The following is a 16464-nucleotide window of genomic DNA, read 5'->3' as shown; positions in this document are numbered from 1 at the left end:
TACGATATTGCCGAGATGAGGGATGTCGATGTGGTGGTCGTCGGCTCGGGCAACGCCGGCATGGCGGCGGCAGTCGAAGCTGCCGAGCTGGGCGCGGTGACCGTGCTGCTCGAGAAGGAAGCCATCCTTGGGGGCAACGGAAACCATACCTACGGCCCGAGCGGGTTCGACACCAAGTACAGCAGGGCGGCGGGCATCACCTACGATTGGCGCGAAGCGGTGGTCGAGGACCAGCGCATGTTCAACTACATCCCCAACATCCGCTACTACATCGATATGGCGGAAGCCTCGTCGGACAACATCGACTGGGTGGCCGAGCACGGTGTGCCCATCTCGAGCGTGGTTGACAACTACAAGGGCGGCAACCCCACCATGCACTACTGGGGCGAAGACGGCGGGACGATCGACCCGGTGCACGGGCGCGTTGGATCCGGAACCGTGTACATCGCCGGCATGCAGGCGACCGCCGAATCGCTCGGCGTCGAGATCCTCACGAACATGCCTGCGGTCGACATCGTCATGGACGGCGCCGATGTCGCAGGCGTCATCGCGCAGGATTCCAAGGGTAGCTACATCCAGTTCAACGCCAAAGCCGTGATGCTCGGCACGGGCGGCATCTGCGGAAACCCCGAGCTCATGGCGAAGGTGGGCCGCGCCGACGACGTGGTTTCGCCCTACACGTTCTCGCCGGGTACGACTGGCGACGGCTACACGTTTTCCATGAAGGCGGGTGCCTTCGACACGATCGGCTCGCTCGGATTCATCGAGCAGCCCGCTTTTGCCGAGATGGGCCTCGCCGAGCAGAAGGCACGCGAGCAGAACCTCGATTCGTCGTACTCGCCCAATCGCAACGACGAGCATCCTGTGTGGAACATCCTCAAGATGGGCACGTGCCTCTGGGTCAACGAAGAAGGCGAGCGCTTCGCCGACGAATCGGCTGCCAAACCCGAGAGCGGCGTGGCAGGATGGGCTACCGCTGCCATCATGTCGCAGAAGAAGGGCTTCGCGATCATCGACAAGGCGATCACCGACATGCTCGGCCAGGACTGCATGGATCTGATGCTCAGCGCCAACGAGCACAACACCAAATTCCAGGCCGACACGCTCGAGGATCTCGCGAAGACGATGGGCATCGACTACGCGACGCTGCAGGCGACGGTCGACCGCTACAACGAGATGTGCGCCGCTGGCGAGGACGTCGACTTCGGCAAGTACGCCGAGGGTCTCGTGCCCATCGGCGAAGGCCCCTACTTCGCGACTCAGCTCGGCGTGACTCCGCTCTGCTCGATCGGCGGCGTGCGCGTCAATCGCCAGATGCAGGCCGCCGACGTCGACTGGAACCCCATCAAGGGCCTCTACGTGATCGGCGTCGACAGCTTCCCGTTCTACACGCAGATGTACTACTTCCAGCTGCCCGGCAGTGCCGTCGCCTACGAGCTTCACTCCGGCCTTGTGGCAGCACGGCATGCTGCGGAGAATCTGCTGTAGCGGCGAAAGGCAACGGTTGTATAAGGATCCCCGGGCTGTGCCCCGGGGATCCCATGCGATGGATTCGGTATCGGTGCTCCGCCGGTTCGATTCGACGGAGCACCTTGGCATGCAAGTGTGTTTCGCTCGCTCGTTGGATGGACGAACGGCTAACGATTACGTCGCAACAGCGAAAGCCGCACCGCGAGTCTCAGAGCCTTCCGTACTCCTCGTCGCTCACAGGCTCGCACCATTCGTTCGACGCACCCGTTGCAGGCACTTCGACGGCCAGGTGCGAAAACCAGCTGTCTTTCGCTGCCCCGTGCCAGTGCTTCACGTTGGCGGGGATGTTCACCACGTCGCCCGCCGCAAGTGCCCTCGCGGGCTCGCCCCATTCCTGGTACCAGCCACGACCAGCCGTAACGAGGAGTATCTGCCCACCGCCTTCCTCGGCGTGATGGATGTGCCAGTTGTTGCGGCATCCCGGCTCGAAGGTGACGTTGCCGATGGTCACCTGCTCGGTAGAGAGCATGTTCAAGTAGCTTTGGCCGACAAAGTACTGCCCGTAAGGGTTCGCTTCGCCACGCGGGAAAATCCCCGACTGTTCTTCGCTCATATACGTCTCCTTCTCTTGGCTTCGATTCATTCCATTGAACACCTTGGAGTACGCTCGAAGTCAAGGAGTTTGGAAAAGCTCCGATCTATATTTTGCATATGACCCGATAGCGGCCTATCACCCGAATCGACGATATCGAAAATCGACGATTCGGCTGATTTTTTCATATGCGGCTTTCTCTATCGTCGATCTTGCTAGTAAGGCAAATCGATAGGAGGATCGAGAATGCAGAGTTTGAAGGAGAAGCGCAATAGGGAGGGTATGTCGAGGCGATCGTTTCTTGGGCTCGGTACTGCGGCAGCTGTGGGGACGTTTGCGATGGCTGGGCTTGGGGGATGCGCGCCCGCCTCTCAGACAGCGAACGGCAATGCGGGATCGTCTGCTAAAGCCGAGCCTGTGGAAACGTATTTCGCAACGGCCGTCAACCCGCAAGATGATTCGTACACGGCGTATACGACAGACTACTCGAACTTGTTCAGCCCCTTTAAGATCGGGCCATACGAAGTTAAGAACAGGATCGTAAAGTCGGGGGCAACCTCGCGAACGGTAATCACCGGGCCTGAGCTTTCTCAATCGTTCAAAGATTACTACGGTCAAATAGCCGAAGGCGGAACGGGGTTTATCTGGATAGACCAGTTCTTCGATTTCACGGGGAAAGCCCAAACCGGCAACACCCCCTTGGCAACCGACGAAGACGCGGCGAAAGTAAAGGAGTTTACCGATTACGTGCATAGCCAAGGTGCGTTTATCGGGGGGCAGATTTGGGGCTTGTGGTCGCAATCGTCGTGCGATGGCGCGATAACTGCCCCATACGAGAATACGCTTGCCACGCGCGTCATGCTCAGCACCGAAGAAGTTCATGCGTTTCAACAGACGATGATCAATCGCTGCATCATGTTGAAGAAAGCAGGGTTCGACGGAGTCGATATCAATGCTGGATGCGACCATACGTTTGCCACGTTCCTTTCCCGCCATTGGAACACGCAGCGCGACGACGAATACGGGCCTCAGAGCTTTGAGAATCGAGCGCGCATCCTTACCGAACTAATTGCGGGAATCAAGGAAGCGTGCGGGAAAGATTTCGTCGTTCAGGTTTTGTACAACGGGATAGAGGAAAACGTCGAGCGCCTTGGCGAAAGCGACGACTGCATGACCGTCGAAGAAGCGGCGATATTCGCGAAGCTGTTTGAGGAAGCGGGCGCTGATTCGTTGCAGATTCGTCTCTGTACAATCGGGTATCATGCGGCGTCGTTCTTCACGGACGTCTTTCACGTATGCGAGCCGGGGAATACGGGATACGGAACGCAGCTTAACTATGATCGGCATCTGGGCGGCAAAGTTATCGGCAAGTACGATGGCGCATGCGCCTTGCTCGATGTTGCTGCCGAAATAAAGAAAGCCGTTTCCATACCGGTCGGTACGGTCGGCGTGATGGATCCCCGTCTTGCCCCGGATCTTATCGACAACGCGTTGGGCGAAGGAAAAATCGATTTCGTGGCAATGACTCGGCCTCTGATGTGCGATCCCGACCTTCCCGTTAAGCTCCAAGAAGGCCGCCGCGATGAAGTGGCGCCGTGCAATCACTGCCTTACCTGTTTGCAAGCCGTTCTACCGCATCCGGTTACCGTTGGCTGTCGATGCAATGCGGTTTTCGGGCGAGTTCGCGACGGCGAAATCGACTATAGCGGCCGCCCTGAGCCTGCCGAAGATAAGAAGCGCGTTATGGTGATTGGCGGAGGTCCCTCTGGTATGGAGGCTGCGCGCATCGCCGCTTCTCGCGGACACGAGGTAACGCTTTACGAATCGTCTTCTTCGCTGAACGGGTTGATGACGTTTGCTTCGGCTGTTAAGGGGCCTCATGAGAAAATTGCCGATTTCTGCTCCTATCTTCAACGCCAACTCGAGGTAACGGGGGTGACGGTTGTAACGGGCAAGACCGTCGATAAGGAGTTTATACAATCGGAAAATCCCGACGCTGTCATAGTCGCCACGGGTGGGGTTCGCCCCTCGGTTACCATTAAGGGGGCTGAGGAAAGCGGCATCATGTTCGATGTGAAGGAGGCGGCCACGTCCCAAGAGCTTGGCGAGTCCATTATCATTCTCGGGGATAACCATCACGCTATCGACTTTGCCATCAATATGGCGAAGCAGGGCAAGGCGGTCACGATCGTATCGCCGCGAACGGAAGAGTTCTTCGATGTAGAGCATCCTTCTTGGGTAAGGTACAGCATGAAGGCATGGCTTGAAAGCAAGGGGACGCGCATCTATTACGAAGCCGCCCCGATCGAGATGACCGAGACGGGCCTGACGATTTCGACAAGTTTCGGTACCGAGGTTGCCGTCGAGGGGACTGCGGTGGTCAATTGCGCAATGCTCGAAGGAGATTCTTCCCTGTACGATGATGCCGCTTCAATCACGGAGGCGTACATGGTTGGAGACTGTGCTGTTCCATCGACGATCGCCGAAGCGGTAAGCAGCGGGAATAAGGTTGCGCGCACTGTGTAGCGCACGCAGTGCAAGAAAGCGTCCCCGCCTACTGCAGTGCGGGGACGCGCCGTTTTCTTTACGGGCGTCGTTGACGCGTAAGCAAATCGATGAGTTCGTCGCGTGTCCCCACCCCTGTTTTGCCGTAGATGTGCTTCACATGCGTTTTGACGGTACTCGAGGAGATAAAGAGGGTTCTTGCGATGCCCTCGTAGGTTCTTCCTTCTAAAAGTCCATCGAGGATGTCCGTTTCTCGGGATGTCAGCCCGTATTGGGTTTCCGCGCGCCGGACGATTTTCTCTTGCAGAGATTCTTCGGAGTCCTGAGAAGCCGAGAAAAGGTTTTTCGAAAGCAAGGTGATGCTTGCGGCAAGGTACGCAATGAGGGTAACGCCGAGAGCGGTATTGGCAATATCGGGGCCCATGGTGAGCAAAAGAGCTTTCCCGACGAGAAAGCCAGTGCCATACACAAGGAACTTAGCGGCGATCGCTCGCGTTGAAGAGACGTCGTTGAGGCGGGCGGTAGTTATAAGCGAAGCCATGATGGCAACTTCAAAAAAAGAAATCGCAAGGTAATAAGCAAACGAGAAAACCTGCTCGGTAAACATTGGTGTACCTGGAACAATAAGGAAGAGGGAAGCGAGTAGCAGCAGGGCTGCCAAAGGGAAAACCACGCGGTATAAAACGTAATAGACAAACGGCGATCTTTTCTTCACCAAGACCAGATAGCATACCAAAGCAGCGACAATACAGACGGCAACCATTGAAAAGGTCACATTGTAGTTGAACGAGGAATTCTCTCCCCAAACAAGACCGATGCCTACGCCTACGGAAAACGCAGCAAAAAGCGGTTCTTTGGTTTCTCCGAAGAATACATCCTTGATTGGTTGGTCGGGCATTTCGCGATACGGATCAGCTGATGGAGGCGTATGGGAAGGCGTTGAGCATCGATGCAACGTTGCGAGGGAAAGGCATATGAGGGCGATGAGAAGCGCTCCAAAAAAGAGGTTCCCGTGCAAGTCCGTATAGGTAACGCTTCGTACAATTGTGCTGAAGAGTACAGAAAGCGTTATTGCCAAAAGGGCGACAGGGGGGCTAAGCCGTTCGTATACCCTTGCCCAAAGAATCGTATACATTACGAATGCGGTTCCGAAGAATACGATCCCGAGCAGGCGCGTTGTCAAGCCAGCGAAAGGCGTATCGGAGATGCCTGCGAAACCGAAGAGTATTCCCAGGCTGAACAATATGGCTATCAGGCCGATGAGCTTTCTACCAACAGGTTTGCGTGAAAGATGACGAGGGAAGACAAACACCACGAAAGCCGCCAGCGCCAATACAACTTGAATGAATGTTGGATGAAGGGCGGTCGGTTCGCTCGGCGAGAAAAACAGGCGGTTGAAGAAAATGTACGCATAGCAATAAAACCCTGAAAGCAGGAGCAATTCGGAAAGTCGGATGCCGGCTCGTTTGGCAAAACGCTCCCCTAAAGCAAAGTGTTGCTTAGTGGTCATGCTCACATTATATAGTACACGTAGGTGTTCGGGATTGTCCTGTCCCGATGAGTGCTTCTGCGTGGCAACCGCACAGACCTCCAGCCCTTACTTCATGTACAAACCTGTCAGAACCATATCCTCGTTGAACATGATCGTGTAGGTTACCGACACGTTTTCGTAGACGGCGACGATCTCGGCAACTTCGACAACCTGTCCGGCTTGAACGACTTCTGCGGCATAGGCGCTGCCAAACGATTCGAACTTGCCCCAATCGCTCGAGATGAGATCCCGGGCTTCTTCGATGCTCGCTTTTGCCGAGGGATCGGCCATGGCTTCGATGGAGATGGACTCGAGCCCCGCAAAATCATCTGCGTTCAGATACCCGATTGCTTCTTCTGCTTGGGCGATGACGGTTTGTTCGTCGACGCCGATCTGTTGTCCGGCCGTGTGCTGGCTTGGAAGGAACCACCAGGCGGCGATGGCGATTGCGGCGATGATTACGACAACGACGGCGGCAACGATGGCGATGACCTTGGTGCGCTTCCTTTTCTTTCCGGCTGCGCGTTCTTTCTCGGAGAGATTGTCGTTGAACTCGTAGGCCACGTGACGCGGGTCTCCCATTCTGAGCTCGATTTGCTCCCAGGTTTCACCTGCGGACAATGCATCGGCTATATCGGATTCGAGATCGCGAACGAACTCGTCGTTTCTCTGCTTCGAGGCCGCAAGGTTCTTCGCCACAGCCTTCACGTATGCCTGCTCGTTCATTCGCTCCCCGTTCCTTCCATGACTGCTTGCACGCAGCGATCGAATTCGCTCCAGATTTCGAACATCTCGCGCAAAGCGATGCGCCCTTGCTCCGTAATCGCATAGTACTTGCGAGCCGGCTCCCGCCCCGCTTTATCACCCATGCGGCTTTCGACGAGGTTACCGTCTTCGAGACGATAGAGGATGGGATACAGCGTACCCTCTTTCAGCGTGACGGTATCGTTCGTGCGTTCGCGCAGCTCGCTGATGAGCTGATAGCCGTACTTCTCTTCGTGCTCGAGCAGCTTCAAGACGAGCATATCGAGCGCGCCCTTCTTCATCTGCTGCGAGAACCGTTGTTGCATAGCCTGCCCTTCGATGTAATTTAGCAATACTAAATATACTTGATCCAAAACTACTTAGCAATACTAAAGTATAAGCGAATTCGAGCGGAAAACAGGTGTTTTTCGAGCCGCTTTTCGAGCCATCGAACCAAAACGATTGCCACTAAGCTTGCCATTTGCTGGACAACTTGGCTCTGACCTGCAATAATGATATATTACTGAATAAGTGAGATTGAGGAGCAGCATGGCAACCCGTCGAAAAGCTGGCTCGCATTTCGATCCGACGTCAGCACCATACCAAAGGCCGCAGGCAGGTTCCGGCTACATTCCCGCAACCCCGTCGCATCGAGCCTCCCACGCGTCGCGCCGTCCGCCNGCAGCATGGCAACCCGTCGAAAAGCTGGCTCGCATTTCGATCCGACGTCAGCACCATACCAAAGGCCGCAGGCAGGTTCCGGCTACATTCCCGCAACCCCGTCGCATCGAGCCTCCCACGCGTCGCGCCGTCCGCCCAGCACGCCCCGGCGTTCGCGTCGGATCGTGCCGATCGTCGTTGTTGCTGCGCTTGTCGTAGTCCTCGTGGCGGTGGGATGTTTCATCTTCCTTCCCAAAAACACTGCCGTACAGCCCGATGAGCTTGCGAAAACCTATTTCTCCCTCGTTGAAGAGGGGCGCTACGACGAGCTATACCCCTTGCTCAGCAAGGAGTCGCAGGTTCGGATCACCCAGGACGATTTCGTTTCGAGATACGAGAACATCTACTCGGGCATTGAAGCTGAAAACATCGAAGTGACGATCGGCGAAGTGTCGGATTCGAAGGGTTCTGCGACGAGCGGATCGGGGTCGGCGAAACAGGCTGACAAGCTGGTTGAATACTCGATCGGCATGGATACCGTAGCCGGGCCGGTATTGTTTGGCGGCAAGGCGAAGTACGTTGTCGATGCCGACGACGAATATCGTCTCGAATGGTCTCCCGATATGCTCATACCCGGCTTAACGTGGTCGAGCAAGGTTCGCGTCAACACGGTCGAGGCAACGAGGGGGAGCATTCTCGATCGCAACGGGCAGATGCTTGCAGGTTTGGGAACGGCCGCCACAGTCGGTTTCGTTCCCGGAGCCATGCAGAAAAACGAGGGAACGGATGCCTCATCCGATTCCGCTGCGGTGTACAACGAGGCCGACATCGCCCGTGCAGCCGAACTGCTCGGCATGACGCCGGAAGACATACACGACAAGCTCAACGCCTCGTACGTGAGAGATGACTCGTTCGTTCTCCTCAAGGTGCTCTCCGAGGAGGAAGCTGCTCTCGCCGACGAGCTTTTGGCCATACCGGGCATCCAGATGGGTGAAACATCCGTGCGTTCGTATCCTCTGGCGGAAAAAGCGTCCCACCTGATCGGCTACGTGCAGAACATCAGCGCAGAAGAGCTGGAAAACCTTCGGGACCAGGGCTATAACGAGAACAGCGTTATCGGGAAAACGGGGCTTGAGAAAACCTACGAATCCGATTTGAAAGAGACCGACGGGTGTGAGATCCTCATCCTCGATCAGGACGGCAACACGCTTTCGACGGTGGCAAAAATCGACAAGGCGGACGGCAAAGACATAACGCTGACCATCGACGCGAATATCCAATCTCAGCTCTACGATCTGTTCATTGAGGATAAAAGCTGCTCGGTTGCCATGAACCCTAAAACGGGCGAGGTGCTTGCGCTTGTGAGCACGCCGACGTACGACGCGAACGATTTCATTACGGGAATATCGACGCAGAAATGGGACGCGCTGAACGAAGACGCAAACCAGCCGCTCTACAACAGGTTCCAGGCAACGCTGTGTCCCGGTTCGACGATGAAACCGCTCACGGCTGCCATCGCGCTCGATACGGGTGCCGTTTCGGCTTCCGACGATCTGGGGAAAAGCGGGCTCTCCTGGCAGAAAGACGAAAGCTGGGGCGATTACTACGTGACGACGACCATGGAGTACAGCGGTGCTGCGAACATCGAGAATGCCCTGAAGTTTTCTGACAACATCTTCTTCGCGAAGGCCGCACTCGCTATGGGGGCCGATGCGTTTGCTGCGGAGCTCGAAGGCGCCGGATTCGACGAGACGATTCCTTTCGAATACGGTCTGTATTCGTCGAGCATATCGGACACCGGTTCTTTCGACTCGGAAATACAGCTCGCCGACAGCGGTTATGGGCAAGGTCAGATACTCATCAATCCCGTTCACCTGGCTGCTGTTTACGCATCGTTCGTGAACGACGGCAGCATCCTCGAGCCGTACCTGCTGAAAAGGGACGACGCGGCACCGACGATGTGGAAGGAAGGCGCATTCACCGCCGAGACCGCCCAAACCATCCGGGGGGATCTGATCCAGGTGATCGAGAGCGGCAGCGCAACCGAGGCGCAGGTGCCTGGGAGAACGCTCGGAGGCAAGACGGGTACAGCCGAAATCAAGCAAACCGTCGACGATGTGACCGGTACCGAGCTCGGATGGTTCGCCTGCTTCACGGCCGACGAGAACGATCCCGAGCAATTGCTCGTGGTGTCGATGGTCGAAGACGTCAAGAACAGAAACGGCAGCCACTACGTTTCTGCGAAGGTAAGGGAGCTGTTCCTGTAGGCGGCTTGCGCATGCTGCTTACCAAACACGAAAGGGAGATGCCGTGCGAACGGGCATCTCCCTTGTTGGTTTGCGAGATGAGCAGACGGGTTGCGTTTCGCACGCGCCCGTAGGTCGATTCCCGGCGAGCCTTTGAGAGCTACTTGGCGATTGGGAAGTACACCTCGGTGAGGTAATCCTGCGGGTCGACTTCGGGGCCGCCCTTTACGTACACGTCGAAGGGGGAGTTTGCAACGTGGTAGCCGTTCTCCTCGATCCACTGCATGATTCCCGCGTAAATGGCGGTAAACGCATCGGAGTCGTAAGGGCCGGCAAGCGTCGAATAGGCGTGGAGGCCGCCTGCGATTTCGTGTGAACCGGCGGTTCCCTTGGCCACGGGAACCGCAACCTCGATGTCGGTGTGCTCGGCGTTGAAGTCCTCATCGTGATAGAAGGCCATCGGCCCGCCGAGCTCCGCGATGCCGTTTTTCGCCAGAGCGGCGTACAGATCGCCGAAAAGCTCCTGGAAGTTTTGCACGCTGATGTTCTTGCGAATGCCGAACACGGTTTGCGGATCGCGTTCGACGGTTGATACGGTGATGTTCTGTTCCATGATATCAATGCTCCTTTTTAGCTTTTCGATGTCCCTGTCCATCTGACGAATCACGCGTTCCGCGGTATCGAGCTCGCGCTTCATGAGGCGTTGCTTCTCGGCCAGCTTCTCCGAGAGGGCAACGCTGTCGGGGTTCGCCAAGTGCGCCGCTATCTCGGGCAACGACAGCCCGTACGTTTTGAGTCGAAGAATCATGCGCATCGTGCTTATCTGCTCGGCCGTGTAGTAGCGGTACCCGTTTTCGGCAACATGCGCAGGACGCAAGAGTCCGATGTCGTCGTAATGTCGCAGGGTCTTTTTGGTTACGAAACAAGTGCGGGAGAATTCTCCAATGGTCAACATAGGCTAGCCGTCTTTCCAGTGCTCGTTCGAACGTTCGAACCCCAGTATGAGGTATGCCCTTACAGGAATGTCAACGGGTAGTTTTGAAAGAAGCAGAAGACCGCTCGAGTTCGCTTGCTGCTGCACAGGCGTTCAAATCATGCTCGAGCTATTTATAAGCCTGTAGGTCGGTGATAAGGATTAAGGTGCTATAGTAGTAGAAAAGGGAGTTGACGAGGGGAGACAAATGAATTGTGAAACATGTGGAACACCGCTACCGGAAAACGCTAAGTTCTGCCTCGAGTGCGGGACGCCAGTGCCGTCGTCGGCTTCGCCAAGAAATGCTGAAAGCGATGACGCCGACAATGCTTCCGCTCGCTCGGACATCGCGCCGGACAGTACTATTGATATCGCGGGCGTAGGTCGAAACGGTATTTCCAGTACGGATCAAGTGCCGCCGGTTCAAGATACTGAAACGGAAATCGAAGAGGGGCAGCTGTACTCGGTTCCTGCTCCGTCGCAGCCCGAGCAGCCGATGCCGAGCATGGCTGTGGGGCAGGGATACCCTCCTCCCCCTGGGTCGCCTATTGAGAAAAAGCATAGTAGAAGACCTTTTATAATTGCAGGAATCGCGGTTCTTGCGCTCGTTATACTTGTTGCCGGGGTTTTCGGTGCTCCTAAGAAAGACGCTGTCGATAAAACATCGGCGGCCTCCCCAACTCAAGCGTCAAAACCCGCTCAAGCAGCCGAGTACGCGGTTACGTTCAAGGATGGAGATACCACCATCGAAACCAAGACCGTTACCGACGAGGGCAAAGGTGCAACCGTCAACGCGCCTGCAAAGGTGGCTAAAGACGGGTACTTGCTTGAGGGTTGGACAGCGGATGCTGATGGCTCCAAAATCCAAGTGAAAGAGTCCAAGGACGGAACATTCGTGATCTCGCATATTACCGGCGACACCACGCTCAATGCGCAATGGGCCGCGGCCTGCACCGTCGTGTTCACCGACGGTGAAGGAAACGAGCTTGCGAAAGTATCGGTTAAAGAGGGGGGCGAGGCAAAGGCTCCTTCCGCCCCGAAGCTCGATGGATACACTTTTACCGGTTGGGACGCTGATTTTACGAACGTTACCGGCGACCTGACGGTAAATGCAACATGGAAGGCCCTGCCGACCAAGAGTCAATCGAATGCGGTGAAAAAAGCGAAAGACTACCTGAGCTTCATGGCGTTCTCGTACGATGGCTTAATCGATCAGCTCGAGTACGAGAAGTTCTCTTACGACGATGCCGTGTACGGCGTTGACAACTGCGGTGCCGATTGGAACGAGCAGGCCGCAAAGAAGGCGGAAGAGTACCTGGATTTTATGTCCTTCTCGCGCGATGGTCTTATTGAGCAGCTTCAATACGAGGGCTTTACCTACGACCAGGCTGCGTACGGCGTCGACTCCGTCGGTTTGTAAAGCGCGGCAACGGGCGAACGCGCATGTTACCGCCGATGCGGTGGAATCGCATCGCATCGGCGGCTTTGGAGCTCGCATATTCGGTTGCTTTGCGATTGCGCCTTAAGGAAGAGGTTTTCCGGCTCAGCCATACATGCTCGGTTGAGTCGGGGAAACGAAGCGTTCGGCTCAGCGTGCGAATCAACGTGCTCTGCGAACCGCAAAGTTTCAGCGTAAACTTTACTCACTTTCCCCGCGTTTCGTAAACTTGCGCTATAATTCGTTTCCATGCGGGCGTGGTTCAATGGTAGAACTTGAGCTTCCCAAGCTTACAACGCGGGTTCGATTCCCGTCGCCCGCTCCAGAAACACTTCGACGTCGGCCCATCGAGGCCGACGTTTTCTGTATACGGGCCGTTTGCCCCCCGTCATTCGGCTCGTAGTAGAATAGATGCCGAACCACACTGCAGATGCACCGCCCGCCGCCTCGGGTTTTCGTTGGCGGCTGTGAGGCTTGGCGACGTATGCACAACCGATAGGAGCACATCATGGACTGCCATTGCGATACCTTCGTTTTCGACCTCGACGGAACGCTGCTCGATACGCTCCCCGATCTGGTCGCGCTCACGAATCGAGCGTTGCGCGATGCGGGGTTTCCCGAACGGACCGAGCAGGAGATCCTCAGCTATGTGGGAAACGGCGTGCGGGCGCTGATGTACCAGGCCGTTCCCGAAGGCACCGATTCCGCGCAGGCGGAAGCGGCGATGGATCGATGGTGCGAGCTGTATCCCGAGTACGGCACGACGCTCACCAAGCCCTACGACGGTATGGTCGAAGTGCTTGCGTCGTTGAAGGAGCAGGGAAAGAAACTCGCCGTTTTATCCAACAAGTTCGACGGTGGCGTGCAGGAGCTTATGCCCGTATTCTTTCCAGACGTGTTCGATGCCGCCCACGGCGAAAGCGCCAGCATTCCGCGCAAGCCCGATCCGACGGGGCTGCTGTTTACCCTCAAGCAAATCGACGCTGATCCCGAAACGACGGCTTACGTTGGCGATTCGGGCGGTGATATGAAGACGGCGCACAACGCCGGGGTGTTCGCGATCGGCGTTTCGTGGGGCTATCGGTCCGAAGGGGAGTTACGCGAGATGGGGGCCGATGCGATCGTCCATCATCCCGCAGAGCTGCTTGACTTTGCATAAATAGGTAACCCGAGAATCCCGCCCGAAAAGCTCTTATGCGTACTGCGCGGGCCGTGTACTGTGTACGTGCCATTCCCTTCGCGTGGCTATTTTATGGGAATCGCTGTTCGATGGTAGAATAGTAAGCTCGGAATCGGCATGCTCGCTTGGTGTCGAATTGCATACCATAGGAGAGTTCGTACATGGCATCACGAAATCCTCAGTCGAACCGCCCGCCGCGTTCTTCGCATACTCCGCCGTCGGTTCGCGCTGCTCGATCGGCTCGAGCTGCCCAGTCGGGACGCATAGCTTCGAAAGCCGCTGCGCAATCGTTTGCGCAGCAGGATTCCAGCAATCCGTCAAGCCATCAAGCATACCGATCCGCTTATATGCCCGGTACGCAGGGCAAGGGTGCAAACAACGCGTATGCGAGGCAGGCTCCCGCATCGGGTCAGTATTCGCGCAACAATCCCCAGTATTCCCGCGCGGCTAAGAAGTCGGGCAAAGGCAAGAAGATCGCCATCGGCGTCGTATGCTCGCTGCTCGTTTTGATTCTCGGGGCAGGTACGGCTGCTGCGCTCTATATCGACAATCTCAATAAAACGCTTACGGGGAAAAAAACCGAAGAAGAGAAGATGGCCATCCAGGATGTTCTGGTCCCCAAGAAGAGCTTCAATGAACCGTTCTATATGATGCTGATCGGCTCCGACGCCCGTGTCGACAGCGACGAGATGGGTCAGCGCTCCGATACCAATATCGTCGTGCGCGTCGATCCGACCACCTGCACGGTAACCATGCTTTCCATCCCGCGCGATACGATGATCGACATCGACGGATACGGGCGCAACAAGTTCAATGCCGCATACAATTTCGGGGGAGCCGAGGCGACTATCCGCGAAGCGAGCCAACTGCTCGGTGTCGACATCTCCCATTACGCAGAAGTGAATTTCGATGAGCTCATCCAGCTCGTCGATGCGGTCGGCGGCGTTGAGATTGACGTGCAGGAGCGGATCAACGATCCCGATGCGGGTCCGGTTATCATCGAGCCCGGTGTTCAAACGCTCGACGGTCAGGCCGCTCTTGTCTACGCGCGCAGCCGTGCCTTCGTCGACGGCGACTTCACGAGAACGTCCCATCAGCGTGAGCTGATCGAAGCACTCATCCAAAAGGTGCTCTCGATGCCGGTGACCGATCTGCCGGGTATCATCGAGAAGGCCGCGCAGTGCGTATCGACCGATATGTCCGTGACCGACATCATTGCGCTTGCTACGCAGTTCAAAGATTTGGGTAACCTCAGCGTGTATTCGTCGATGACGCCTTCCGCCATAGTGCCCTATCTGATCGACGGGGCTTCGTATGTTGTCTGCGATCCGACGGCGCTCGCCCAAATGATGGAACTTGTAGAGGCGGGCGAAGATCCGAGCGCGATCGATCCCTCGTCGACCTTTACGGAATCGATGATACCGTCGGGTCTTGGGGGAGGATCCGTCACCTATTCCGATGATTCGAACAACTACAACGATTACTCGAACAATTATTCTAACGATACATACAACGACTACTCGAACGACTACTCGAACTCCGGTGGCTACGGGGAGACCAATACCGGTGGCGGAACCGATAACTCGGGCTCGGGCGGCGGTAACGAAGCTTCGGGTGGCAGCGACAACTCGGGTTCTGGATCGGGTGGCGGCGATACCGGTACGGGCGGCGGAGGCGATCAATCCGGTGGCACAGGATCGGGTTCGGGCGATGCGGGCGGGTACTCCGAAGCCGCATAAGCGGTGACCGAGAAACACCCGTTCGCCCTGAAGCATACCTATAAAAAAGCCTGCTGCTTGAATGCGGCAGGCTTTCTCTCTTTCTTGGTCGGCAAACCTCTAATCGGCGTAGCCGTTCGGATTGCTCGATTGCCAGCGCCAGCTGTCCGCGCACATGCGGTCGAGATCGTACAGCGCCGTCCAGCCCAACTCGTCTTCGGCCTTTTTGCACGCTGCGTAGTTCTCGGCGATGTCGCCCGCTCGGCGCGGCTTGATCTCGTAGGGAAGCTGCTTGCCGCATGCCTTTTCGAATGCGTGGATCACTTCGAGCACGCTGGTGCCCTTGCCGGTTCCGAGGTTGAAGATGCCGATGCCGCGGCGCGTTCCGTCGGCATCGGGCTCGCCCTCGATGCTGCCGAGTCCGATCGCCCTGCCGGTACCCACCTTGCCGCCCATCCATTCGAGCGCTTTCGCGTGGCCCCGTGCAAGGTCGACCACGTGGATGTAGTCGCGCACACCCGTACCGTCGGGGGTGGGGTAGTCGTCGCCGAACACGCCGACGCGCTCGAGCTTGCCGGTGGCAACCTGGGCCACATAGGGAAGAAGGTTGTTGGGGATGCCCTTCGGATCTTCGCCGATAAGGCCGCTCTCGTGGGCGCCGATCGGATTGAAGTACCGTAGGAGCACGATGTTCCATTCGTTGTCGCCGATATAGAGATCGGTGAGAATCTGCTCGAGCATGCTCTTCGTCTGCCCGTAGGGGTTGGTGGCTTGGTGTTTCGGGCAGTCTTCGGTGATGGGGATGAATTCGGGGTCGCCGTACACGGTGGCGCTCGACGAGAACACGAAGTTCTTGCACCCGTGTTCGCGGGCGACTTCGCAGAGCACGAGCGTTCCGGCAATGTTGTTCCAATAGTATTCAAGCGGTTTCTGCACGCTTTCGCCTACTGCCTTGAATCCCGCGAAGTGGATGATCGCCGCGATGTTGTTTTCGGAGAAGATGCGTTCAAGGGCGGCGCGGTCGAGGATATCGGCCTCGTAAAACGAGATGCGCGTATCGTCGGCTCCCGTAATGGACTTGATGCGATCGACGGCCTTTTCGCTCGAGTTGCTCAGATCGTCCACGATGACGACGCTGTAACCTTGCTCGAGCAGCTCCACGCACGTGTGACTGCCGATGAAGCCAGCGCCGCCGGTAACGAGGACGGTTATATCGCGGGGCTCCTTCGCCAAGCTCATGTTTGCCATAGGTATCCTTTCGTGCAGCTAATCTGCAGTTTTCAGACTGGCTTCATAGTACCAGCAAGGGAGCTTATGCGGGAATACGACAAAAAACGTTCACGGCGGGGAAACCGACTGGTAACAGGGAACAGGGTCTTGAGGCGATCGGGCGAGTCGTACCGCAAA

Annotated in this window: 12 protein-coding genes and 1 tRNA gene; 7 read left to right on the top strand and 6 right to left on the bottom strand. The window is 56.7% G+C overall.

All coding sequences use genetic code 11. The annotated features are described in order from the left end of the window. On the top strand, positions 1–1488 hold a 1488-nt coding region (locus tag C1722_RS12135; RefSeq protein WP_219724299.1), incomplete at its 5' end, for an FAD-dependent oxidoreductase. Between the two features lie 190 nt (positions 1489–1678). Here C1722_RS12135 and C1722_RS12130 read toward each other — a convergent pair. Next, on the bottom strand, positions 1679–2083 hold the full coding sequence (locus tag C1722_RS12130) for a cupin domain-containing protein (RefSeq protein ID WP_102379464.1): 405 nt from the start codon (positions 2081–2083) through the stop codon (positions 1679–1681). Between the two features lie 225 nt (positions 2084–2308). Between C1722_RS12130 and C1722_RS12125 the strand changes: the two genes are divergently transcribed. Further along, complete coding sequence (locus C1722_RS12125; RefSeq protein WP_102379463.1) at positions 2309–4588, top strand: oxidoreductase; 2280 nt, start codon at positions 2309–2311, stop codon at positions 4586–4588. 58 nt (positions 4589–4646) lie between these two features. Here C1722_RS12125 and C1722_RS12120 read toward each other — a convergent pair whose 3' ends face one another. The 3 genes from C1722_RS12120 to C1722_RS12110 all read right to left on the bottom strand — a co-directional run bounded on the left by C1722_RS12120 (position 4647) and on the right by C1722_RS12110 (position 7168). Continuing rightward, positions 4647–6077: a helix-turn-helix transcriptional regulator gene (locus C1722_RS12120; protein ID WP_146040669.1), complete on the bottom strand. Its 1431-nt coding sequence runs from the start codon at positions 6075–6077 to the stop codon at positions 4647–4649. An 87-nt stretch (positions 6078–6164) separates the two neighbouring features. Further along, positions 6165–6824, bottom strand: a complete 660-nt coding sequence (locus C1722_RS12115) for a DUF3887 domain-containing protein (protein ID WP_102379461.1) — start codon at positions 6822–6824, stop codon at positions 6165–6167. Then, a complete protein-coding gene (locus tag C1722_RS12110; RefSeq protein ID WP_102379460.1) occupies positions 6821–7168 on the bottom strand; it encodes a PadR family transcriptional regulator in 348 nt (115 codons plus the stop codon). The genes C1722_RS12115 and C1722_RS12110 overlap by 4 nt, the downstream gene beginning before the upstream one ends. A 519-nt stretch (positions 7169–7687) precedes the next feature. Here C1722_RS12110 and C1722_RS12105 point away from each other — a divergent pair. Continuing rightward, positions 7688–9769: a penicillin-binding transpeptidase domain-containing protein gene (locus C1722_RS12105; protein ID WP_180995191.1), complete on the top strand. Its 2082-nt coding sequence runs from the start codon at positions 7688–7690 to the stop codon at positions 9767–9769. A 139-nt stretch (positions 9770–9908) separates the two neighbouring features. Here C1722_RS12105 and C1722_RS12100 read toward each other — a convergent pair whose 3' ends face one another. Next, entirely contained in the window at positions 9909–10703 is a 795-nt protein-coding gene (locus tag C1722_RS12100) for a MerR family transcriptional regulator (RefSeq protein ID WP_102379458.1), read from the bottom strand. A gap of 226 nt (positions 10704–10929) precedes the next feature. Here C1722_RS12100 and C1722_RS12095 point away from each other — a divergent pair, with 226 nt between their 5' ends. From C1722_RS12095 to C1722_RS12080, 4 genes are all read left to right on the top strand, one after another. After that, positions 10930–12141, top strand: a complete 1212-nt coding sequence (locus C1722_RS12095; protein ID WP_102379457.1) for an Ltp family lipoprotein — start codon at positions 10930–10932, stop codon at positions 12139–12141. Positions 12142–12410: 269 nt separating this feature from the next. Beyond that, positions 12411–12484: transfer RNA gene (locus tag C1722_RS12090), tRNA-Gly, on the top strand. Between the two features lie 183 nt (positions 12485–12667). Further along, positions 12668–13318: an HAD family hydrolase gene (locus tag C1722_RS12085; RefSeq protein WP_102379456.1), complete on the top strand. Its 651-nt coding sequence runs from the start codon at positions 12668–12670 to the stop codon at positions 13316–13318. Positions 13319–13686: 368 nt separating this feature from the next. After that, positions 13687–15078 carry an LCP family protein gene (locus C1722_RS12080; RefSeq protein WP_102379455.1) on the top strand — a complete coding sequence of 464 codons (1392 nt, stop codon included), beginning with the start codon at positions 13687–13689 and terminating at the stop codon, positions 15076–15078. 99 nt (positions 15079–15177) lie between these two features. On the opposite strand, the gene galE is transcribed toward C1722_RS12080, so the two are convergent. Further along, positions 15178–16305 carry a UDP-glucose 4-epimerase GalE gene (gene galE, locus C1722_RS12075; protein WP_102379454.1) on the bottom strand — a complete coding sequence of 376 codons (1128 nt, stop codon included), beginning with the start codon at positions 16303–16305 and terminating at the stop codon, positions 15178–15180. Between the last annotated feature and the right edge of the window lie 159 nt (positions 16306–16464).

The organism is Raoultibacter timonensis (genome assembly GCF_900240215.1).
GTDB lineage: Bacteria > Actinomycetota > Coriobacteriia > Coriobacteriales > Eggerthellaceae > Raoultibacter > Raoultibacter timonensis.
The sequence above is the reverse complement of the archived record's forward strand: the minus strand, read 5'-3'. Positions and strand labels throughout refer to the sequence as shown.

Coding starts and splice junctions, on each gene's coding strand:
- C1722_RS12095 (WP_102379457.1), top strand. CDS start 10,930: ATGAATTGTGAAACATGTGGAACACCGCTACCGGAAAACGCTAAGTTC.
- C1722_RS12120 (WP_146040669.1), bottom strand. CDS start 6,077: ATGACCACTAAGCAACACTTTGCTTTAGGGGAGCGTTTTGCCAAACGA.
- C1722_RS12130 (WP_102379464.1), bottom strand. CDS start 2,083: ATGAGCGAAGAACAGTCGGGGATTTTCCCGCGTGGCGAAGCGAACCCT.
- C1722_RS12080 (WP_102379455.1), top strand. CDS start 13,687: ATGCCCGGTACGCAGGGCAAGGGTGCAAACAACGCGTATGCGAGGCAG.
- C1722_RS12100 (WP_102379458.1), bottom strand. CDS start 10,703: ATGTTGACCATTGGAGAATTCTCCCGCACTTGTTTCGTAACCAAAAAG.
- C1722_RS12115 (WP_102379461.1), bottom strand. CDS start 6,824: ATGAACGAGCAGGCATACGTGAAGGCTGTGGCGAAGAACCTTGCGGCC.
- C1722_RS12110 (WP_102379460.1), bottom strand. CDS start 7,168: ATGCAACAACGGTTCTCGCAGCAGATGAAGAAGGGCGCGCTCGATATG.
- galE (WP_102379454.1), bottom strand. CDS start 16,305: ATGGCAAACATGAGCTTGGCGAAGGAGCCCCGCGATATAACCGTCCTC.
- C1722_RS12085 (WP_102379456.1), top strand. CDS start 12,668: ATGGACTGCCATTGCGATACCTTCGTTTTCGACCTCGACGGAACGCTG.
- C1722_RS12125 (WP_102379463.1), top strand. CDS start 2,309: ATGCAGAGTTTGAAGGAGAAGCGCAATAGGGAGGGTATGTCGAGGCGA.